Annotated in this window: 15 protein-coding genes and 4 tRNA genes; 7 read left to right on the forward strand and 12 right to left on the reverse strand. The window is 44.3% G+C overall.

Going from position 1 to position 22,690, the window contains the following annotated elements; translation table 11 throughout:
* Positions 1 to 241 precede the first annotated feature (241 nt).
* Positions 242 to 1,588: a cell envelope integrity protein CreD gene (gene creD, locus SWOO_RS02385; RefSeq protein WP_012323110.1), complete on the reverse strand. Its 1,347-nt coding sequence runs from the start codon at positions 1,586 to 1,588 to the stop codon at positions 242 to 244.
* A gap of 200 nt (positions 1,589 to 1,788) precedes the next feature.
* Positions 1,789 to 2,055 carry a ubiquinone biosynthesis accessory factor UbiK gene (gene ubiK / locus SWOO_RS02390; RefSeq protein WP_012323111.1) on the reverse strand — a complete coding sequence of 89 codons (267 nt, stop codon included), beginning with the start codon at positions 2,053 to 2,055 and terminating at the stop codon, positions 1,789 to 1,791.
* A 143-nt stretch (positions 2,056 to 2,198) separates the two neighbouring features.
* On the opposite strand from ubiK, the gene SWOO_RS25760 reads away from it, so the two are divergent.
* Positions 2,199 to 2,396 carry a hypothetical protein gene (locus tag SWOO_RS25760; RefSeq protein ID WP_195742845.1) on the forward strand — a complete coding sequence of 66 codons (198 nt, stop codon included), beginning with the start codon at positions 2,199 to 2,201 and terminating at the stop codon, positions 2,394 to 2,396.
* Between the two features lie 162 nt (positions 2,397 to 2,558).
* Here SWOO_RS25760 and SWOO_RS02395 read toward each other — a convergent pair whose 3' ends face one another.
* Genes SWOO_RS02395 through SWOO_RS02405 form a run of 3 tightly spaced genes read right to left on the reverse strand, consistent with a single transcriptional unit; the run spans position 2,559 to position 7,361 of the window.
* Positions 2,559 to 5,636, reverse strand: a complete 3,078-nt coding sequence (locus tag SWOO_RS02395; protein ID WP_012323112.1) for a multidrug efflux RND transporter permease subunit — start codon at positions 5,634 to 5,636, stop codon at positions 2,559 to 2,561.
* A 13-nt stretch (positions 5,637 to 5,649) separates the two neighbouring features.
* On the reverse strand, positions 5,650 to 6,768 hold the full coding sequence (locus SWOO_RS02400; RefSeq protein WP_012323113.1) for an efflux RND transporter periplasmic adaptor subunit: 1,119 nt from the start codon (positions 6,766 to 6,768) through the stop codon (positions 5,650 to 5,652).
* Positions 6,765 to 7,361, reverse strand: a complete 597-nt coding sequence (locus SWOO_RS02405; protein ID WP_012323114.1) for a TetR/AcrR family transcriptional regulator — start codon at positions 7,359 to 7,361, stop codon at positions 6,765 to 6,767. Before SWOO_RS02405 ends, SWOO_RS02400 begins: the two co-directional genes overlap by 4 nt.
* Positions 7,362 to 7,584: 223 nt before the next feature.
* On the opposite strand from SWOO_RS02405, the gene rep reads away from it, so the two are divergent.
* Positions 7,585 to 9,597: a DNA helicase Rep gene (rep, locus tag SWOO_RS02410; RefSeq protein ID WP_012323115.1), complete on the forward strand. Its 2,013-nt coding sequence runs from the start codon at positions 7,585 to 7,587 to the stop codon at positions 9,595 to 9,597.
* A 62-nt stretch (positions 9,598 to 9,659) separates the two neighbouring features.
* Here the strand turns inward: rep and SWOO_RS02415 are convergent, their stop codons facing one another.
* A complete protein-coding gene (locus SWOO_RS02415) occupies positions 9,660 to 12,284 on the reverse strand; it encodes a sensor domain-containing phosphodiesterase (RefSeq protein ID WP_012323116.1) in 2,625 nt (874 codons plus the stop codon).
* 250 nt (positions 12,285 to 12,534) lie between these two features.
* Between SWOO_RS02415 and SWOO_RS02420 the strand changes: the two genes are divergently transcribed.
* The 5 genes from SWOO_RS02420 to tnpA all read left to right on the forward strand — a co-directional run bounded on the left by SWOO_RS02420 (position 12,535) and on the right by tnpA (position 13,917).
* Positions 12,535 to 12,611, forward strand: a tRNA-Arg gene (locus SWOO_RS02420).
* A gap of 48 nt (positions 12,612 to 12,659) precedes the next feature.
* Positions 12,660 to 12,735 (forward strand) — tRNA-His (locus tag SWOO_RS02425).
* Between the two features lie 57 nt (positions 12,736 to 12,792).
* Positions 12,793 to 12,869, forward strand: a tRNA-Pro gene (locus SWOO_RS02430).
* A gap of 163 nt (positions 12,870 to 13,032) precedes the next feature.
* Positions 13,033 to 13,109, forward strand: a tRNA-Pro gene (locus SWOO_RS02435).
* 373 nt (positions 13,110 to 13,482) lie between these two features.
* On the forward strand, positions 13,483 to 13,917 hold the full coding sequence (gene tnpA, locus SWOO_RS02440) for an IS200/IS605-like element ISShwo2 family transposase (protein WP_012323117.1): 435 nt from the start codon (positions 13,483 to 13,485) through the stop codon (positions 13,915 to 13,917).
* Positions 13,918 to 14,330: 413 nt separating this feature from the next.
* Here tnpA and SWOO_RS02445 read toward each other — a convergent pair whose 3' ends face one another.
* The 6 genes from SWOO_RS02445 to SWOO_RS02470 are packed head-to-tail and all read right to left on the reverse strand — an operon-like array spanning position 14,331 to position 22,591.
* Positions 14,331 to 16,253 (reverse strand): bifunctional diguanylate cyclase/phosphodiesterase, encoded by a 1,923-nt coding sequence (locus SWOO_RS02445; RefSeq protein WP_012323118.1) that lies wholly within the window; start codon positions 16,251 to 16,253, stop codon positions 14,331 to 14,333.
* An 8-nt stretch (positions 16,254 to 16,261) separates the two neighbouring features.
* Positions 16,262 to 16,969, reverse strand: a complete 708-nt coding sequence (locus tag SWOO_RS02450; protein WP_012323119.1) for a transglutaminase-like cysteine peptidase — start codon at positions 16,967 to 16,969, stop codon at positions 16,262 to 16,264.
* An 18-nt stretch (positions 16,970 to 16,987) separates the two neighbouring features.
* Positions 16,988 to 17,593, reverse strand: a complete 606-nt coding sequence (locus tag SWOO_RS02455; RefSeq protein ID WP_012323120.1) for an OmpA family protein — start codon at positions 17,591 to 17,593, stop codon at positions 16,988 to 16,990.
* Entirely contained in the window at positions 17,593 to 19,005 is a 1,413-nt protein-coding gene (locus tag SWOO_RS02460; RefSeq protein ID WP_012323121.1) for a TolC family outer membrane protein, read from the reverse strand. Before SWOO_RS02460 ends, SWOO_RS02455 begins: the two co-directional genes overlap by 1 nt.
* A 30-nt stretch (positions 19,006 to 19,035) precedes the next feature.
* On the reverse strand, positions 19,036 to 20,418 hold the full coding sequence (locus SWOO_RS02465) for an HlyD family type I secretion periplasmic adaptor subunit (RefSeq protein WP_012323122.1): 1,383 nt from the start codon (positions 20,416 to 20,418) through the stop codon (positions 19,036 to 19,038).
* Positions 20,411 to 22,591 carry a type I secretion system permease/ATPase gene (locus tag SWOO_RS02470; RefSeq protein ID WP_012323123.1) on the reverse strand — a complete coding sequence of 727 codons (2,181 nt, stop codon included), beginning with the start codon at positions 22,589 to 22,591 and terminating at the stop codon, positions 20,411 to 20,413. The genes SWOO_RS02465 and SWOO_RS02470 overlap by 8 nt, the downstream gene beginning before the upstream one ends.
* Positions 22,592 to 22,690: the final 99 nt, after the last annotated feature.

Consider the following 22,690-nt stretch of genomic DNA (forward strand, 5'->3'; position numbering starts at 1 on the left):
TTTCAAGAAAATGGCCTTTTAGTACAGTTTGTGTGCATTTTAATACTAAGGGTTAGGCTAACTTGCCAAAAACTGATTGCCAAGCAGATAGCCTGATAAAGCAGTAAATTGAATGAATTAGCATCAGAGGTTTAACCCCTGCTTAACACTTGTGTAAATTGTTACCTTGAAAAGAGCGCAAAGAGTGAAAATCCCCAAGGCAAAATTGCGATTGGGGATCTCATACTGATTGGTATTTAGCTTAAGTCTCCATGCTCTTATGGCGTGTAATAAACATCAAGATAAGCAGCACGGTTAGCAGTAAACCTGTTCCCATTAGTAGCGCGTAATCTTCCAGTTTTAGTATGGAGTAGAGAACGCCATACAGACTGGTTAGCATGGTGGCGATAATCGCGCCCTTTTTATAACTGGCTGTGGCGCTGGCCACATAGGCTGACACTGATAGCACCGGAATGGATGCGGCAATCGTGTAAGCATAGTTAAACTCTAGATGCTCCGAGAGTGAAAGTAGCAGCAGGTAGAAGAGGGTGACAGCGCAGCCAACTAATAGGTACTGGACCAAGTTAAGGCGCGTGTTTTGTCCAAATTCAAATATCAATAGCACGATAAAGGTGAGTGCGATAAATAACATGCCGTATTTTACTGAGCGCTCAATCTTTCCGTAGTGGGTGACAGGCTCAAAAAGCTGACTGCTTGCTTGTACTTCGGTGAGGTTGATATCTTGATGACTGCTGAATACTTGAGGATAGTTACGGGTTAGGTGGCTTATTTTCCAATCTGCGCTAAACCCTGTATCTGATATCTCTCTGTTGGTGGGTAAGATCCCGTTGAAGCTTGGGTGGGGCCAATCTGTGGTGATGGCGATATCTGTGTGTTCACCCAAAGGTAGTGCACTAATGGACTGAGAGCCGCGAAGTGCAATAGCAAAGTCGACCTCAAAATCATCTTGCTGAAGGTTTATTGAGAGGGGTTGGTGGAAGCCACGTTCCAGTCCAAGTTGTCGATCTAACCCTGTACCGGGCATGACTCCTGCCTCGGCTTGAGTTAGCAGTACCTTACCGTCGCTATTTAAGAGGGTTAATCTTTCTATCTTCTCAATCGCTTGGTTAGCGGAGATACCAAATATAAGTCTGGCATTATCTGTTTTTAGTTCAATTAGGTTTGGAATGTCTAACTCAGTCATAACAAATTTGGCTTTACCAGATACGGCAGCATTGTAGACCAATGATTGGTATATCCCTCTTGAACGAAAATCATGTTTAAGATCCATATTCAGCTTTAGCTTTTTAGGAAGTATCACAAGTTCACTTTGATATTCTGACTTATATTTTACTAGTTCACCTGCATCATTGATCTTCTCATGCACCATATGGTAACGATAGGGGATGACAAGGGCTGGCCCTGAAATACGCTGCTGTGGTCCCCAAGATTGTCCTATTTCATTAACCACGTCGTTGTAGAGGTATTGTCTGTCTGAGGTCATGTTCATCACTATTCCCAGAGGGATTGATGATAGAAGTGAGATGCCAACCAAGATAATTATCTTGTGGGTGATATTACTGGCGGCGGTGGTGAATAAGTTAAGCATTACTGGTTACCTTCCCTTTATTTGCGGTATTTTCCTTGGGGACTATTGGAGCAGAATTTAACTGGCGAAGGGGGGCAAGGCGGTGATCAATTGTGGCTAAAAAGAGGCAATCTATTCCAAACACAAAAAAGAGCGCCTAAGCGCTCTTTGTTATCATCTCGAGTCAGTGAGCTGTGCCACTGGGAGCTTATTGATAAGAATTACTCGGCAGACTCTTCGCGTTCACTAAGCTTCTTTTCGAGTGCATCTACTTGTGCTTGAAGTGCTTCAAGTTTTTCGCGAGTTTTTAGCAGTACATGTTGCTGTACCTCAAACTCCTCATGGGAAACCACATCTAACTTCATTAGCTGGTTTTGTAGGATCTGTTTACTCTTCTCTTCAAACTCGCCAGCAAATTGCTTTAGTCCATTTGGCAGGTTATCACTCAGTTGCTTAGCAACCTCTTCGAGTTTTTTGGGATTAATCATGATCGGTTTCCGCCATTGGCTAATTAAAGATTAATGATAGTCCAGATTGTACCTGATACCAATCGGTATAAGAAAGTGATCTACTCAGAGTTTTTTTGGCAAGCTAATTCAAGGCGAATGAATGACAGAATGGTTATTCCCTTGTGAGTTCATTCAACGCAGAAGTAGGCAGCCAAAAACACTCCTTACAGGCGAGTCTTAGCGCATCCGATGCGGCGTTAACGAGCTTAAACGTAGAACAACTATGTTCCTCACTCGTTGCAAACCACATGGATGTGGTGAATGTCATTAATGCAGGAGCAATTAAATACCTTGTCTCAGAAGCGCTAAACTCTCGCTGAGCGATCATATCTTTATACTGATTGGTATGGGGGGGCCATTTTTAGGAACTAGCTGAGATCAATAACTGCAGATGGTTTTTAGATTGGGGTGATACTAATTAGTATCAAAAAGCCCCCACTCAAGAGATTGAGTGGGGGCTTTAAATTAACTGAATACAGTTATTAGCTGAGCGTTAACTTCTCATCAAACTCAGGGAGAGGCTCATGCCTTTCTGCCAGATAGGTATAGATAACTGGCAGAACAAACAGGGTAAAGACTGTGCCAATGGCTAAGCCAGATACGATAACTAAGCCGATATTGAATCGAGCGACAGCTCCTGCGCCAACCGCGAACAGTAGCGGAATTAGGCCCGCAATCATGGCGGCAGTGGTCATCAAGATTGGACGTAAACGAACGGTCGCCGCAAGTTTAATGGCATCCATTTTACTGAGGCCATTATGCAGCTGCTCCTCTTTGGCCACCTCGCACATCAAGATCCCGTGTTTAGTGATGAGTCCTACTAAGGTGATAAGTCCAACCTGAGTGTAGATGTTCATCGACGACAGACCAAAGACATGGGTCCAAGCCAGTGCGATTAAGGCGCCACTGATAGCCAGAGGCACAGAGACCAGTATTACTAAAGGATCTCTGATGCTTTCGAATTGACTTGCTAGGACTAAGAAGATGATAGCCAGTGCCAAACCAAAGGTCGCAAATAGCGCAGAACCTTCAGTGACGTACTGACGTGCTTCACCTAGGAAATCATAGTCGTAACCCTTAGGTAGGTCGTTATCACCTATATTTTTTAGGAAGTCGATAGCATCACCTATCGCTACGCCCGGTGTGGCCACCCCGCCCACAGTTAAGGCATTCATCTGGTTAAAGTGAGGCAGTGAACGTGGCTCGGCAACCATCTCGATATCCACTAAGCTTGCAAGTGGAATGGAGCGACCGTCGGCAGCCTTAACGTAGAAGCCGTTTAGTGCCTCTGGGTTGTCTCGAAACTGTCTCTCAACCTGTGGGATAACCTCATAGGAGCGGCCATCAAGGTTGATTCGGTTAACATAACCATCACTCATCATGGTGGTTAAGGTGACCCCGATATCTTGCATTGTGATGCCGTAACTGCCAGCAAGGTCACGCTTGATATGGATCTTCATCGTGCCGGAATCAAATTTAAGGTTGATCTCAGAGTAGACAAACAGTGGGCTATTTTGCACCTTCTCAAGTACGCTGCTTCCTATCTGGAACAGGCTTTCAAATGAGTTTGATGTGGTGATCACAAACTGGATAGGTAAGCCACCAGAAGCACCTGGAAGCTCAGGCATCTGGAAGGTGGTTACTGCCATACCTGGGATCTGCTTGACCTCATCACCTAAAATCTTCTGCATCTCTTTTTGGCTCTTATCGCGCTCACTCCAAGGCACTAAAGGAGCGATACCGAAGGCCTGATTAGAGCTTGGTATTCCAACAAAAGCCAATGATGCATCACTTTCAGGGTGTGATTTAATGATATCGGTGACTAAGGTCATATTAGATTGAATGTAATCTAAGTTAGCCGTTGAGGGCGCGGTGCCCATCATCATCACAACACTTTTATCTTCGTTTGGTGCTAGCTCTGAAGGGATAAAACTGAACATAACAGGCAAGGTAGCGAAGACAATAAAGGCAAAAGCGATAACCACAGGGCGACGCTCCATCACCGCATTGAGCATGCTCTGGTAACGGTTTGTCATCCCTTCGAGGAAGCGCTCAACACCTTGCTCGAAACGGTTAGGTGTCGAGTGAGGCTTTAAGATTTTCGAGCACATCATTGGGGAGAGTGTCAGTGCCACGATCCCTGAGATAAATACAGCTCCAGCTAAAGTAAGGGCAAACTCCTTAAATAGAGAGCCCGTTATTCCGCCCATCAAGGCTATCGGTGCATAAACCGCTGCTAGTGTGATGGTCATGGAGATCACCGGAACTGCAATTTCACGGGTACCGATAATGGCAGCTCTAAAGGGAGTTTCACCGAGCTTAATATGCCGGTCGACGTTTTCCACCACCACGATGGCATCATCCACCACTAAGCCGATAGCAAGTACCATGGCAAGTAGGGTCATCAGGTTTAAGGTAAAGCCAAACATCTGCATGATGACGGCAACACCAATGAGGGAAAGCGGTATGGTGACAATCGGAATTATTACAGCACGCAGCGACCCTAGGAATAGAGTAATAACCACAATAACAATAAGTGCGGCTTCCCCTATGGTTTTGATCACCTCAGAGATGGACTCATCGATCGCCAATGAGGAGTCATAGAGAATACGAGCTTTCATCGATACAGGGAGGTTGCGCTGGATATCTGGCATCAACTCTCGGGCATCTTCGGCAACGATAAGCGGGTTTGCGGTTGGTGTGACATCGAGTCCAACAACGACCGCCTCTTGACCATCGGCCAATGCTCGGTAGACATCGTGGCTCTTATCTAGACTCACCTCGGCAATATCACCTAAGCGAACCACAAGACCATCTTTACTGGCGATCACTAGTTTTTTCAGCTCTTCAACGGTGGCAACTTGAGTATCTGCTGTGCCATTAAAGAGGGTAAATGTACCGTTGGCCTGACCTACTGCCGATTGGTAGTTGTTGGCTTGCAGTACCTGCATCACTTCGCTTGATGAGAGGTTAAACGCGCCCATACGTGCCGGATCTAACCATATTCTCATGGCATATTTGATACCACCGTAGAGGTTCACTTTAGCCACACCGTTGATGGTAAATAGCTGAGGCTTTACCACTCGCTCTAGGTAATCTGTTATCTGGCTAGAGTTGATCTGGTCACTATAGAAGGAGATATAGAGTACTGAGGTTTGAGACCCTGTGGACATATCAACGGTGGAGTCTTCCGCCTCTTTAGGCAGTTGAGAGCGTACCGAGTTAACCTTGGCGAGAATATCCGCCAACGCACCGTTTGGATCGGTATTGAGCTTCATATAGACAGTGATCTTGGAGGTGCCCAGAGAGCTGTCTGAGGTCATAAAGTCGACGTTGTCAGCCTGAGCCAGTGCTTGCTCTAAGGGCTGAGTAATAAAGCCCTGAATAAGATTTGCATCGGCGCCATAGTAGCTGGTGGAGACGGTGACCACAGTATTGGTCATCTCGGGATATTCACGCACCTGCATGCTACTCATGGAGTTAAAGCCAAGGAGTAGCAGTAGGAAGCTTATCGAGGCGGCGAGTACCGGCCTGCGAATAAAGATATCAGTAAAGCGCATTGCCAGCTCCCGTTTATAGTTGTGGCATAGTAGCCGGAGGCGTTAAAGCATCATCCTCGGTTACTTTGACTTTGCTGTTGTTGCTAAGACGAACCTGACCTGAGGTCACGACGAGATCATTGGCCGCTAAATGACCTTTGACTAGGGCGTTGTTACCATTACGTTCGAGCACCTCTACATTGATCTGTTGCACACGTTTAACGGTTTCTCCCTCCTCTTGACTCTCATGGATGAGGTAGATGGAGTTACCGTAAAGGGTGAAGTTGATTGCTGTTTGAGGCAGTACAAACTGCTCCGTCATCTCAGGTAGTAGAACGGCTACGCGGGCGAACATACCGCTACGCAGCTTTGCATCGATATTGGGGATGGTTGCCTGAATTTGGATTAAACCACTTTGATAGAAGACGGCAGGCTCAATCGCTGAGATCTTGCCTTCGAACGGGTGATCTGGATAAGCATCGACATAAACGTGAATTGTTTGGCCGTTAGAGATCCGAGGTAGCTGAGTTTGTGGCACTGTAAAGCGGATCTTCATGGTGCTGATATCCTCTAAACGAACGATATCGGTACCAGCTTGGAGGTATTCACCTAAGTTCACGCTACGTATGCCTACTAGTCCTGCAAAAGGCGCATCGATTTGGCGGCGATCTATGGTGGCTTTTAAGCTCTCAATATCGGCTTTCAGCGCGAGATACTTAGACTGACTATTATCTAAGTCTTGTTTTGATACTGAGTTCTTTTTATAGAGGCGAGTTAATCGTTGATAGTCAGCTTCGGCTGCGGGCAGTTGAACCATCTTGCTCTTTAAGTTTGCTTGTTCAACGGCGGAGTCGAGTACGATAAGACTTTGTCCATCCTGTACTTCTGAACCATTCTCAAAGTTAATATTTGAGATAACACCAGAAAGCTCATTGGCAATGGTGACACCTTGATTAGGCTCGACAAAACCGATGGCATCGATAGTTGGTTGCCAACTTTGAGGTGTTAGCGCGAGCGCTGTCACAGGAGACTCTGGTTCTGGCATATTGGCAATGGCGTCGGCAATCTTTCCCTTAACCATTATGTTAAAACCAATAACTGAACCGAAGGCAAGTAGTGCAATGATTAGCATCATCAGGGTCCATTTTTTCATTTTCCTGATAGCTCCTTTTGAGTTGATTCTGGTGTTGTGAGTAGGGCTTTCCAGCAAAGGTCGCAGGTTATCTCCAACTCGTCTCGATTATATTCAATCTGGCCACGTCGTATGCTTCTGCCAAGCGCCATAGATGGTTCAAGTGAGATAGCAAACAGGACCTTGTTTTGTAGGTTATGAAACTGACCGCTGACTCTCCCCGCTTCAAAAAGCATATGCAGCCCTTGAAAAGTCTGCTTTTCGTAGGTCTGATGGGGATCTGAGTCTATGCCTGGCAGATGGATATACTGCTCATAACTTAAATTTGCTGGTGTGCGTTGGCGGCCAAACTCGACAATGTTGAACCAGATACGTTTAAACCTCTGCTCCAGATCACCCTCATGGCAGTCAACTAGGATATTGCTCGCCACTTCACGCAGTACATGTTTTCTTAACTCCGAGATCAGCTCCTCTTTGTCTTTGAAGTAGCGGTAGATGGTGCCAGCCGCTACACCTGCTTCTGTTGCTATTTGCTGCATAGATAACCCCTGAATCCCCTTTGTGGCGATGATTTTTTCAGTGGCTGTAAAGATGAGCTCGCGCTTATTATCCATATTTTTACTTTTAAAACGTTAGTAGTGAATGAATGTTCATTCATTATTCTATGTTACTCAGTTTGAGATGGCAATCATTTGCTCATTTTGAGATAGGGGGTATGGGGCAATTCTGCTATTATCATCGGTCACTCAATTTTATTTACACCCAAACTAGTTTGAGATGCGGCTTATTGCTGCTTGAGATAACTCTTGGGTATAGCGCGTTGGTATAAGTTAAAAAATGAAGTTAAACCCCGGACAAAATGATGCCGTTCACTATGTATCTGGCCCCTGCTTAGTACTGGCTGGCGCTGGTAGTGGTAAGACCCGTGTGATCATCAACAAAATTGCCTATCTGGTTGAGAAGTGCGGGTATAAGGCCAGAACGATTGCGGCGGTGACTTTTACCAATAAAGCGGCACGTGAGATGAAGGAGCGTGTTGCTCAATCTATGGGGCGAAAGCAGGCGCGAGGCTTGTGGATCTCAACCTTTCACACCTTAGGTTTGGAGGTGATTAAGCGTGAACATAAAGTCATCGGCTTAAAGCCTGGCTTCTCACTGTTTGACGATCAGGACTCTTTGGCACTACTCAAAGAGCTGACTGAAGATGAGTTTGACGGTGATAAAGATCTGCTGAAAAACTTGATGACAGCCATCTCTAACTGGAAGGGAGATCTGGTTGTTCCTGAGCAGGCGATCAAGCTTGCAAAGGATGAGCAGTCTAAGTTACATGCGGTTTTATATCAGCGCTATGCCAAACATATGAAGGCATACAATGCGCTGGATTTTGATGATCTTATTTTAATCCCCACTCTTTTGCTGAGGCATAACAAAGAGGTGAGGGAGCGCTGGCAGCAACGTATTCAATATATGCTGGTGGATGAGTATCAAGACACTAACACCAGTCAGTATGAGCTGGTTAAGTTAATTGTGGGTGAGCGAGCACGCTTTACCGTGGTAGGGGATGACGATCAGTCTATCTATTCTTGGCGTGGTGCTAAGCCCCAAAACCTTGTGTTACTGGGCAAAGACTTCCCTAAACTTAAGTTGATTAAGCTGGAGCAAAACTACCGCTCTAGCCAACGAATTTTACGCGCGGCGAATATTCTGATCGCTAACAATCCTCACGTTTATGATAAGGCGCTGTTTAGTGAGCTTGCTTATGGTGAACCTTTAAGGGTGTTGATTGCAGCCAACGAGGAGCAGGAAGCTGAGCGGGTGATTGCTGAGATGATCCGGCATAAGTTTATGGGGAAAACTCAGTTCGGCGATTACGCGATTCTCTATCGAGGTAATCATCAATCTCGTCTGCTTGAGCGCTCACTGATGACGAACCGTATTCCCTATAAGTTAAGCGGTGGTACCTCATTTTTCGGTCGCGCAGAGATTAAAGATATCATGGCCTACTTAAGGCTGGTGGTGAATCCCGACGATGATAATGCCTTTTTGCGTGTGGTGAATTTGCCAAAGCGTGGTATTGGTCCCTCAACACTTGAGCGCTTAGGTAACTATGCTAATGAGCGTCATATCTCTATGTTTGAGGCAATTTTTCAAGCTGAGCTGAATCATCACCTGACACCTGCGGCGATGGGTTCACTGTATAAGTTTGGTCAGTTCGTTGTTGATACCGGAGAGAAAGCAACTCGTGGCGATCCGGTTGATGCGGTCAAGCACCTGATTCGTAATATTAATTACGAAGATTATCTGTATGAAACCAGTACTAGCGCCAAAGCGGCTGAGATGAGAATGAAAAATATCTCAGAGTTGTACCGCTGGGTGACTGAGATGCTTGAGGGCGATGAGCTAGATGAGGGGATGACTCTGCCAGAGGTGGTCACTCGCTTAACACTCAGAGATATGATGGAGCGTAACAGTGAAGATGAGGGGGGTGATCAGGTGCAGTTGATGACCTTACACGCCTCAAAAGGTCTGGAGTTTCCCTATGTGTTTATGGTGGGAACAGAGGAGCGGATCTTGCCACATCAAACCAGTATCGATGAGGATAATGTTGAGGAAGAGCGCCGCTTAGCCTATGTGGGGATCACTCGTGCCCAGAAGGAGCTTTGGTTTGTATTGTGCCGTGAGCGACGTCAGTTTGGTGAGACGATGCGCTGTGAGCCGAGCCGCTTTTTGATGGAGTTGCCTCAAGATGATCTAATTTGGGAGAATCGTAAGCAGGTTCAGAGCGAAGAGCAACGTCAGCAATCCGGTAGGTCAAATATTGCGAATCTAAGGGATATGTTTAAGAAGTAATTGTTTATAGGAGTGCTCTTTATGAGCACTCTTTTGAAGTTGTTTTATTGATTGATATTATATTAGGCACAGACTGAGGCTTGTACCTCTTGGAGTCGTAATACCTCTCCAAGTGCTTGGCCCTGTCCCTGCTCAAAACCTATCTCTAGCATCGACTCTTTCTGCTGCTTTGTGCTAATACCGTCAACAAAGACCGTTAACTCCAGCGCTTGAGCCGTTAAAAAGTGGGCATTAAGCAGCTTTTTGTGTTGCTTACTGTCTAGATGACAGGGATAGCTTGGGTCCAGTTTGAGCCCTTTTAGGGGAAGGAAGGTCAGGCTACTGAGAGCACTATGAGCGCTTCCATATCCACTGAGCGCTAAGTTGACCTCTAGCTTTGTGAGCAGATCGAAAGCATTAATGTGGTTATCAGTATCGAAGATAAACCCCTGCTCATCGAAAAATAGCCAGAGTTGCTCACGGCTAAAATAGCTCTGTTTCAACTTATTCTTAAGACGTCTTAATGCGTGCTTATGTTTGAGGTGATGACCCGAGATATTGATATGCAACGGCAGGTGGGCCAGTGACATCTTTTGTAGTTGGGCATACTCACTGTTTAACGTCTCCAATAGGAAGATATCTAGCTCTGTGGTTAAGCTGCAATGCTCTGCAATATTGAGCAGTTTTGCCTGTTTAATCTTGCCTAAACTAGGGTGGTTCCAATATAGACGTGGCTCAAGGGCCAAGGTCTCTCCTGTTTGCAAATCTTCTATTGGCAAGTAGCTAACTAAGAGCGAACGACTTGAGATCGCATTGCGCAGCTCAAGTTCAAGTTCAATATCTTTATCGAGTTGCTTATGGGATTTATCATCAAAAATAACATAGCAGCCTTTACCATTTGCTTTAGCTCGGTACATGGCTGCATCAGCGTCCCGTAGCAGGGATTCACTGGTGTCTGTTTTATGCTGGTTAAAGGCGATACCTATACTCGCGCCTGATTTAAACTGCTGATTGGCGAGTTTATAGGGCTCTGATAAACCAGTGAGCACACGCTCTGCGACCTCTTTTGCATCTTGAGAACCATTTATTCTGTCGAGCAAGATAACAAACTCATCACCACCAATCCGGCCTAGGCTATCATTCTCTCGGATGCAGAGTTTTAGTCGTCTTGAGGTTTCGACCAGAAACCTGTCTCCCTCTATATGACCTAAGGTATCGTTGATCAACTTGAACCTGTCTAAATCGATAAACAGGAGCGCAAAGCGATCTAGCTTATGCCTGCGAGTGTGTTTAATCGCTTGAGAGAGTTTCTCCATAAACATGCCGCGATTGGGGAGTCCTGTTAAGGTATCGTGGTTGGCATCATGGACGAGTTGTTGCTCCATTTTTCGTCTTTGAGCTATCTCTTTCTCCAAATCTTGATTGAGAAGAGCGAGTGCTTGAGTACGCTCGATAACTTTATCTTCGAGCTGTTCATAGCTGGCAATTAGAGACTCTGCGGATAACTTTCGTTCGATGGCGCTGGCAATATGCTGAGAGACAAAGGTTAGCAGGTCGAGATCATTCTCCTGATAACGACGGGTTTTATTTGTACTATAGATGGTTAATGCACCGCGGACCTGATCATGGATGAACAGAGGGATCCCAATCCATTGATAGATATCTTTAGTATTATTAAGCTCAGGAGTTTTAGCGTAGATCTGACCTGAGTTGACCAAGGACTGAATATCACTATTTTGTAGCAGCAGGGGTCTACGGTTTTTAATGACATACTCAGTTAAGCCATCACAAATTATTCTACTATCGGGAACTCGCCCATTCGTTTGACTGACATAGAATGGAAAGTTGAGCTGATTACACTGATCATTTAACAGGGCGATATAACAGTTACTTACTGGGATAAGGTGACTAATGACTCTATGGAGCTCTGAGTAAAATGCATGAGTATCAATATTTGAGGTCGCGAGATCGGCTATCTCAAAGAGCGACTTTTGTAACAGCTCCGCACGTCGCTTCTCATTCACTTCCTGTTTTAGCTTATCATAAGCAACGCTTAGCTCTCTTGTTCTCTGTGCTATAGCCTGCTCAAGCTGCTCCTGGTGTTGTACCCTCTCCATGATGTTGGATATCTGATGACTCACAAATCCAAGGAGCTCAATATCCACCTCTGTGAAATTAACCTGTTCAGAGTAACTTTGAATAACCAGGACCCCTACGACAGAGTGATGTACTGTTATCGGAACACCGAGCCATAGATGACAGGGGGCACCTAAACTCTCTATCTGCTTATCTAAGATTAACTGCTCAAATTTGTCTTGGTTGCACAGCAAGCTTCTCCCAGTTTTAAGCACATAGCCTGTTAAGCCGCTGAGCAGTTTTGCGGATATGTTTTCTTTGGAAAAGAGTTCAAGGGGATGTTTGTCTTTTTCATCGAGAAAGAAAGGGATTTCAAGTACGTTATTTAGCGGATCGAGTAGTGCTACAAAGAAGTTATCTGCGGGGAGAAGAGTGCTGAGGTAGCCATGTACCCCTGAGTAGAATTCAGCTGGGGAGCTTACGCTTGCTGCTAAGTTGGATAACTCAAGCAACATATTTTGCGTCACCTCTGCGCGCTTATATTTAAGAGCTAAGCTCTTTAAACGCGAAATCCTTTTTTGCATAAGCTCAAATTCACGCTGTGAGTGTTGAGTCTGTTCATCCCTAAACATGGTATCCGCCAATCGCTATTTTTATTTTATGGAGCTTGGATCTGGAATATTTTTACACTAATGGATATAAATAGCATGAAAAAACAGCTGAGCCAAGGTATTTGCTCGATATTATTCTGTGCAAAAAGCAGTCTTAATGAGGAAAAAAGAGGATAATAAGTTAAAAGTTGAGCAAACAAACACACTATTCGCATAAATCTGTAGACGGCAGGGTAAATAATCCATATTATATGCCTCGCTAACAAGGCAGGCACCCATAGCTCAGCTGGATAGAGCGCACCCCTCCGGAGGGTGAGGCCGAGGGTTCGAATCCTTCTGGGTGCACCAGAATGAGTTGAACGCCAAGTTAGTAATGTTGTTTTGAAATAGTCAGTGGTGATTGTAGCTCAGTTGGTAGAGTCCCGGATTGTGATTCCGGTTGTCGTGGGTTCGAACCCCATCAGTCACCCCATTTCAAATTACTTTTAGCTCGTAGAGCAGAGGGGGAACCTCTTTAAAAAATCTATCTCGGTGATTAGCGCAGCCCGGTAGCGCATCTGGTTTGGGACCAGAGGGTCAGAGGTTCGAATCCTCTATCACCGACCAAATTTAGATATATTGAATTGATTCGATATATCAACATAAAGAATAGATACGGTGATTAGCGCAGCCCGGTAGCGCATCATGATTTGAAGCAAGAGCGGACCAGAGTGTCAGAGGTTCGAATCCTACTCTTTATAAAATCAGCCAACCAAATTTAAAAGATTTACGGTGATTAGCGCAGCCCGGTAGCGCATCTGGTTTGGGACCAGAGGGTCAGAGGTTCGAATCCTCTATCACCGACCAAATTCTTCGAAAGCCTTCTGAGCAAATCAGAAGGCTTTTTTCGTTTTACGAACCAGAGGGGCAGAGGTTCGAATCCTGCTCTTTATAAAATCAGCCGACCAAATTTAAAAATATTTACGGTGATTAGCGCAGCCCGGTAGCGCATCATGATTTGAAGTAAGAGCGAACCAGAGGGTCAGAGGTTCGAATCCTACTATTCACAACATCAGCCGACCAAATTAACTAGAAGCCCTTAGAGAAATCTAAGGGCTTTTTGTTTTCAGCCCTAAACCACCTACTTCAGTAGGTGGTTATCATCAATTAGGCTTTGCCTGAATATCTACTCATGTTAATTGAACTCTAACTTTTAGCGAAGTAATAGAGGATAAAAAACATGAGTAGATATGAGAAAGCATCGCATGTGTATTGGCGATGTCAATATCACATAGTTTGGACACCTAAGTATAGGTTTAGGATTTTAAAGAATAAGTTAGGAAAAGATGTTTACCGATGTATTCATGTCTATAGTGAGCAGTTAGGGTGTGTGGTTGTAGAGTTGAATGTACAAATAGACCATGTACATCTGGTTATCAAAGTTCCTCCGAAGCTATCGATTTCAAAGTTGATGGGTGCTTTAAAAGGTAAAATTGCTTTGAAAATGTTTAGCAAGTATCCGTATCTTCGGAAAAATAAGCTATGGGGAAATCACTTTTGGCAAAGAGGTTACTTTGTTGACACAGTGGGGATTAATGAGGAAGTGATTCGAAGATATGTAAGGCATCAAGAAAAGGTTGAAAAACAGGAGCAGCCGCAATTAGATTTGAAGTAGACAACGCCCCCTTTTAGGGGGCTAATACAAAGCCACCTTCTTCAGAAGGTGGATTCTTTACTTTATAGTGGATTAGGGAGTCGAGAGATTCGAATCCTACTCTTCACAACATCAGCCGACCAAATTAACTAGAAGCCCTTAGAGAAATCTAAGGGCTTTTTGTTTTATAGTGGATTAGAGAGTCAATAGGTTCGAATCCTACTCTTTATAAAATCAGCCGACCAAATTTAAAAAGATTTACGGTGATTAGCGCAGCCCGGTAGCGCATCAACGCTTATTAATAGATATTTGAAACAAGAGCGGACCAGAGGGTCAGAGGTTCGAATCCTACTATTCACAACATCAGTCGAAAACAAAAAAGCCTAGGTCGTTAACCTAGGCCTTCCTTTTTGGTGACTTCAATTATTTAAGCGCTAATCTTCAATATCTGTTGGCGGGAAGATATAGCCCATAAAGGCATTGGTTTTCAGTGGCACAAATCGCTCTAGCTGAGGCATCTCTTCAATACCCGTCACAATAACCTTGATATCTAATCCTCGAGCAACATTGATGATTGCACGACACAGCTCACCACTATGTTCACTGTCATCATAGTAAGCGAAGGATTGATCTAATTTCACATAACTCGGTCTCAGTGACTGCAGGTACGACATTGAGCCAAACTGACGGCCGAAGTGATCGATGCCAAACTGGGCGCCGTTGTCTCGAATAACAGTACAGATCGCATGGCAAGAATCAGGATCGCTATAGACTGCCGCTTCTGGAATATCGAAACAGATACGTTCAGATAGGTTTGTTGAGCGCAAGAAGGTATTGAGCCATTCATGGAACTTAGGATCACTTAAGCTCTGGAAAGTTAAGTTGATGGCTATGGGCTCTTGGTTCTTGTTTAGTAGATGTTTTTCATGCACATCTTGTATCAAATGCTTATCTAACATCGAGCCTAGTGATAGCAGCTCAACATAGGGCATAAACTGCCCCGCATGGATGATCTTATCCCCCATATTAAGCTGACAATAAAGCTCCCTTTGTAGGATATTATCACTGTCATTAATATGGACAGGTTGCCATTTAAACTTGAAGTTACAATCTTGTATGGCTGCACTTAGATGTTCACGCCACTGCTCTCGAGTGAAGAGCTGTTTCTCGTTTGTCTCAAACCAATGGAAGACTTTATCTTCCTTGATGGCTTTTTGAAGCGCGTTGTCTGTCTGAGCTAAAATATCTGAAACCGACATATGACCAATACGCTCGGCAACACCAATGGCAAAGTTTTCATTAGGCTTACAGCCGGCCTTTGACATCTCCTGATTGATGGTACGTATTAAGGCTTGCAGATAACGACTTGTCTGATCATGCTCAGAGCTAGTGATTAAGAAGGCAAATTCATAGGCTGCAATTCGAGCTATGACCGAGCTCGCGACTTCATCGAGGTGATCTTGCATTTTCTCTGCAAGTAGCTTGATGGTTTCATCTCTTACTTGGTAGCCATATTTGCTATGAACCTCCTCTAACCAGTCAAACTTAGCCATGACCAAGGCACCGCTAGCAGGCTCATTAAGCCAGCTATTGAGACGCCCCATCATATACTGTCTGTTTGGCAAGCCTGATACTTGATCGACTAGGTTTTTCTTACGTAGTTCACCGACCTCTTCATCAAGGGAGTTAAAGAGCTGCTTTAGCTGATCTGACATACTATTAAAGGCAAGAACAACGGATTTGAGCTCAGCAGTTTTAGGCACTCGCATATCTGGGCCAAACTTGCGTTGAGCAATCTCTTTTGCATGGACAGCTATCTCATGTAGAGGTTTGAGTATCATGGTCAATCCGACCCTGGCAACTACAATAGCGATGAGAAAAAGTATGGAGAAAACGATGATGGCGTTTGTCATTGTTCGCCATAACTCGTTATATCCAAAACCTGGATGGGCAGTAAGCTCTAATTTCGCCAGCTGTATCCATCCAGAGGTAATTATGCTCTCTTTTTTTATTGTTTGGAAAAAATCGAGATCGATAAACCACTGTGGAACACCTTGAATATTAATGGGGTTTTCCCAAGTTTGCTGTTTACCATCGACCAACCAAGTTAATTTAACTTGCTGGTAGTAACCGCCTTCAAAGATAACGTTGATAAGGGTTTCGGCACCAACGATATCCCCTGCTTCAAGATCAGGAACTAGCATTATGCCAAGTGAATTACTGGTATTATTTAGGTCGGACTCCATCTGCTTAGTTAAAAAGCTCTGGGTCTCTGTAAATTGTACATAGCCTAGACTAGCCACCACCAGTAAGAATAGGCCGAACAGTAGTGAGTATATCTGTCGAAACAGTGTCATCTTTCTAGCTACTCCAATCTTAATTTGGGTTTTCTGAGTCTCTCGACACCCAATCTATGTTTGAGGTCATTCCACTTTGCAAGTTTCTTAGATGAACCTGCGAGAACTCCTCGTCCTTTTTCTTTGTTTAGCCAAAGTTGTCGACCGTTAAAGCTATATACTGGAAGCAGGTCTTTCCTTTGGGTTGCCGGTTTTATTTTTCTATCTAAATTATCGAGCACCAAGGGGATAGAGCCTGGTGTCTCATAATAAGCGAGGACCATATGGTATTGGTTAACCGTTGTGGCTTTTACCATAGTGATCCTTAACTTATCTTCTTCTACACCAAGTTGGAGTAAGGTGAAATATTTGGCAATTGAGAAATCCTCACAATCTCCACCGTTTACACCTATAAACTCCATTGGGGTTGCCCAGTAGTTGCTTTCACCCCAAAGCTTAATATCATCAACGAAACGAAAAAGGTTAAAAAAGGTATTTACCTTAGTTATCTTCTCTCTTTCGCTTAGATTTTTTGCTTCATCCAGTACTTTAAACCAAGCCCTGACACGTTTTCCCGCTCGTTCACCGTAGCGGGACTCAAGTGTTGAGGTGATATGCCCCTTATTGAGCTTTTGTGTGGGGGAAGCATAAAGACAGGAAGCAACTAACACCATAGCGATTAAGGTGAATCGACAGACTTTGATATAAGTTAAATTATGAGTAAGCCTGTCTTTCATGATGTTAGGTTAAGCTCCTTATTTCACTTCTTCATCTACCGTATAGATATTCCACTTCATATCAGCAGTTGTGTCTTCGCCAGTGACTTCAGCGATAACTCGTCTATTGCGAGTATGTGCCATGGCGGTTTCGCTAAGATCTATCGGTCGATCGAAGCTATATCCAATTGCTGTTAACCTATCAGGTTCAATGCCGAAACGTTCGCTTAGTGCAGTAGTGACTGCGTTTGCTCTGTTTTGGGAAAGCGCTAAATTATGCTCGTAGGAACCTGTTTTACTACAATGTCCTTCGATAGTTACCTTGGTATTAGGAAACTGGCGCATAAATGTCGCGATAATCTCTACTTGATCATAGTACATAGGATCTATGTAATAAGAGTCATTAGGAAATAAAATTTTAAGCTCTTGGCGTTCATTAATAGGCTTAATTTTCCCGCAACCATAGTTATCGATAGTTGCACCGCCAACGGTTTCAGTGCAGCGCTCACGGGCTACAATAACACCATCTCTGTCGTTATCGTTAAGATCGTGAACCTGTGTGGTTGCCCCATCCATGGTGGCAATGTCTCTCATCGAGCAGCCAGCCAATAAGGTTACGCTTAATATCAGAATGAAGGTTCTCATTAGTTAACCCCTCCTTCGTAGTTTCGTTCACCTTGCCATACATCCGGAGGAGTGACTCTTAGTGATTCTAATAGTCTGCCAGTTGCATTTAACACTCGGTACTCAGAGATTACTTGGTCATACTCAGCTTCAAGATAGTCTTTACGTGCTTCGAATAGCTCATTTTCAGTATCGAGCAGATCGAGCAGTGTACGCTGACCTAAGTTAAACTGTTGGCTATAGGCCACTTGTGTATCTTTGGCTGCGATCACATGATCTCGAATGTACAGCTTCTGTGGTTCAAGCAGTTCATAAGCGTTCCAAGCAAGGTTGACTCCTTCAACAACTTGGCGGTGCGCACGTTGACGGATCTCCTTTGCTTCGCCGATCTTGTATGCTGCTTCTTTCTCACGAGCAAGATCTTTACCGCCAGAGAAGAGGTTGTACTTGATTCGAACCATAGCAACCAGATCGTTGCTGTGACCACCTACACTTGAGCTAGCAATGTTGCTAAAACCATCTTCGCCATCTACGTCATTATTCCAGTTACCAGCTAAGTCTAAAGACAGCTTAGGATAATAGTTAGATTGAGCTGATGATTTCTCATTCTTTGCTGCTTCAATATCGCTACTCGCCGACTTTAGAATTGGGTGGTTCTCTTGAGCCAGTTGAATACTGGTATTGAGATCTTCCGGCATCATGTCGTCATCGGGCACAGGCACAATCAAGTTTTCTGGTTGTGACTCAACGACTTTTATAAACTGCGCTTTAGCGTCATAAAAGTTATTTTTTGCCGAAATAAGGTTAGCGTTTGCACGTGCTAAACGACCCGTTATCTGAGATAGATCAGCTGTAGAGCCTAAACCTGAGTCAGTTCTTTGCTTGATCTGTTCGTAGATATCTTGATGGCTAAGCAGGTTCTTTTCTGCAAGCGTCATCACCTGTTCGGTGCGGATATAGTTGATGTAGACTTTAGCAACATCGAGTGCCATATCCTCTGCTGCAGAGAATAATGCCCACTGATCGGCACTGGCCTCGAAGCTGAATCGATCAACTTCACTGCTAGTATAGAAACCATCAAACAGCATCTGTTTGATGCTAAAACCAGCTTCGCCACGTTCTAACTCTATAACACCGTCAGAATCTACGTCACCTTGGTTTTTCTTTCTTCGAGTCGAAGGACTATTGGTTTGCTCCCATCCATAACCGCCAGTCAGATCAACGGTTGGCATATAACCCGCTATAGCTTGATTAACCTGCTCCTCTCGAGCTTTAAATCGGTTAAAGGCTATGCGGATCTCAGGATTTGTATCCAATGTGTGTGCTACGGCTTGCTCCAGTGTTTGGCTGTATGCTGATGCCGGAATAATCAGCGCGCTAACTGCCAGTGCCAAAGCACTGCGTTTTAACTGCCGAATTGAACTGGTGTTCATTGTTAACCCCTCCAGGTTGAACTTTAAGGTTTAACGCTCTCGGAGCGCTGTATCTTTTGCCCTTAAAATTGGATTAAGTATGTACTCTAGAATGGATCTCTGCCCAGTAATAACATCAACTGAAGTCAACATCCCTGGTATTATCGGCATCTCTGTGCCATCGTCCCTTGTTAAGCTTGAAAGTTCAGTACGAACCTTGACAAGATAGAAGCTGTTCCCCTCCTCATCTTGTGATGTGTCAGCACTTATGTGCTCCACAGTCCCGTTCAACCCTCCGTAGCGAGTAAAGTCATATGCTGTGACTTTGACTACGGCTGGAAGACCAGGGTGTAAAAACGCAATATCTTTAGGTGTTATCTTAGTTTCAATAAGCAGTTGGTCTTCTGACGGAACAATTTCTAAAATATCAATGCCAGGTTGAACAACCCCACCCAATGTATTGATATAAATGCTTTTTATTGTCCCGTTTACTGGCGATACAATCTCCGCCTTATTCACTTTATCTTGAGCACCAACCTGCGCTTCGCTCATGCGTGATAGTTTAGTTTGTAGATCGCTCAGTTGAGTTCGCGTTTCAGTTGAAAAGGCAAATACTGCTTCGCGTCGCTTTAAAATAGCTTCATCTTGAGAGGCTTTTACCTTAGGACGCAGAAGCCTTAGGGTGGCTAACTCACCTTGTATGTCATTTACCGTACGTTCGAGTTTTAGCAGTTCAACTTCAGGCACAATGCCTTTATCCGCCAGAGGCCTTGTTAGCGACAGCTCTCGAGAGACTAATTGGTAACTTTTGGTTAGAGTACGTATTTTTGAAGCTAACTCTTGTGTCTCTTGCTGCCTTTGCTGTATCTGTCTGGCTAAGATCTCTAACTGATTGCTTAGGCTGTCTAATCGGCCTGAGTATTCATCTTTTTGACGTTCGATTAGCTCAGGCTCCAACTCTGCTAACTCTGCAGAAAACTGCAGTGGTAACTTAGTGATCCTTACTTGTTCGCGCCAATCAGCTGCCATATCGGTGATGACAATACTATTTAACTCTGTCTCTAACCGTTTTACGTTGGCTTGTAGGCTATAGACCTCTTGCTCTTGCTGAGCAAAGTCGGAACGAAAGCGAGTATCGTCAATACGAACTAAGGCTTGCCCTTTAGTAACTATCATCCCTTCCTGAACATATAGCTCCTGCATGATGCCGCCATCCAGGCTTTGAATTATCTGGACTTGAGATGAGGGGATCACTTTCCCCATGCCAGTTGTTACTTGGTCAAGTTCTGCAAAAAAAGCCCAAATTAAAAAGCATGTGGCTAAAGCCACTAGTGTCCAGATGATTAACCTATGACTGCTTGGTGCATCTGTCATCATGGCACCATAAACATCATCGATCATCTCAAGATCATGAGTGGTTAGTTTTTTACTCATTGGTTTGCCCTCCGGCAAGCAAACCTTTACTTAGCTTGTCTAGCACTTCCGCTTTGGGTCCATCGATGACCACATGTCCTCTGTCTAACACGACTATTCGGTCAACCAGTTTTAACAGGTGCATCTTATGGGTAATAAGCAGCAAGGTTCTGTCTCTGGTTACATTTTGCATTGCATGAATAAACTGCTTCTCTGCTCTAGCATCTAAGCTCGCACTAGGTTCATCCATTAAGAGCACTGGAGGATCGTTTAGGGTTGCTCTAGCGAGGGCTACGGTCTGTCTCTGCCCACGTGAGAGTGACTGGCCGCCTTCACCTACTTGCTGATCTAAACCTTCGCTGTCTAAATCGGTAAACTGACTGATCCCAGAGAGTTGAACGGCTCTGATCAATTGATGTTCTGTGACTTGACGAGTGCCGAAGAGGATATTGTCCCTGATAGTGCCGTGAAAGAGAGTGATATCTTGAGGCAAGTAACCAAAATTACGTCTTAAATCTGTAGGGTGGATCTGGGCTGAGTCAAGACCGTCATAACGCAGACTGCCTTTTGTTGGTTGGTAGAGGCCCACAAGCATTTTAGCCAATGTGCTCTTTCCTGAACCATTGCGGCCAATAATGGCAATACGCTCTCCGGGCTCAATATTGATAGACATTGGGTGCAGTACTGGCTTTTCAGAGCCAGGATACGCGAAGCTAATATGGTCTGCACTGATTTTACCCTGCAAGCGTTGACGGCTTACAAGATGACCTTTATTTTCAAACTCATCTTCTTGAGTCATGATCTCGTTAAGTTGGCGTAGTGCACTTGCTGTGTGGTTACCACGAGTCATAAGGCCTGCTAGCTGCGCCATAGGGGAGATAGCTCTGCTGGACAGGATCACCGCCGCAATAATCCCACCCATAGATATTTCGTTATCGGCAACTCGGTAAACCCCTAAAATCACGACACAAACAACAGAAAGTTGCACGACAAAATTGGCTAAGTTAGTGACTGCTGTCGAGATCTTTTTAGATTTAAGCTGCCAATTGGCTGTATGACCAATCATCTGCTGCCAACTTTTTTGCACTAAACCCTCTGCACCACTAGATTTAATTGATTCTAGAGACGCTAAAGACTCAATAAGGTGTCCGTGTTTTAAGCTAGAAAACTTATTACTCTCTTCAATAGCCGCTTTTAACTTAGGTTGCATGACTAGTGTATAACCAATAATGATCATACTGCCTATCAGAGGTATTACGGCCAGATCACCGGCTACAACGTAAATGATGATCATGAAAAATATGGCAAAAGGGAGATCGACTAAAGTAGTGATGGTTGCCGAGGTTAATATCTCTCTAATGCTGTCAAATTCGCCCAGTTGCCGTGCCATTCCACCGACGCTAGGGGAGCGCTTCTCTAGCGGTATACCTATCGCTTTAGCAAATAGCCTGGATGAAACAATGATATCAACTTTTTTCCCAGCCACATCAATAAGGTAGGATCGAAGCTGTCTTAGTATTAGATCAAATATGTAAGCGACACTCGCGCCTATGGCGAGTACCCAAAGTGATGAGAAAGCTAAGTTTGGCACAACTTTGTCATACACATTCATGATAAAGAGTGGGGACACTAACGCAAATAGGTTAACTAAAACCGATGCCAGTAGCGCATCTCGATAGATAGGTGCAGAGTCCCTAAGGGTCTGCACTAACCAATGTGTTGTGCTGTCATGTTGATGAACATCAAAGCCCATGTCACCACGGTACTGCTGCTTTACAAGAAAAAGATAGCCAACATAGATCGCCTCTAAATCTTCAAGTGTCAGTACCTGTTCACCACCAGTTTCTGGTAGTTGAATAACAGCTTTGTCTTTCTCTACATCTAACTCACGGAGTAAGCATGCCTTTTTATCTTTAAGTAGCAAGATACAAGGTAAAAATATAGGCGAGATCTGATTCAAGCCTTTTTGAGTGAGCTTGGCTGCTAAGCCTGCCCTCCCTGCAGCTTGGGGAACCAGATCTGGAGTAAGTACACTACCGGACAAAGGTAGACCTGCCGCCATCGATTCGCTGGAGCAGGGACTACCGAAGTATTCGGTCAATAATACTAAACTGTCTAGCAATGGATCGACTGTCACTCGCTGTGAGGCTGACACTGTCCATTGCTCAGTTTTTTTAGGAACTGATGTCGACACCTAAACGCATATCCTTAAGATTTTATTATCAATTTGATTTCATTATATTACATAAATCTTGATAAAAATTCTCTAATTTGATTTAAATCATCATTTTGC

This window comes from Shewanella woodyi ATCC 51908 (assembly GCF_000019525.1).
GTDB classification, from domain to species: Bacteria; Pseudomonadota; Gammaproteobacteria; order Enterobacterales; family Shewanellaceae; genus Shewanella; species Shewanella woodyi.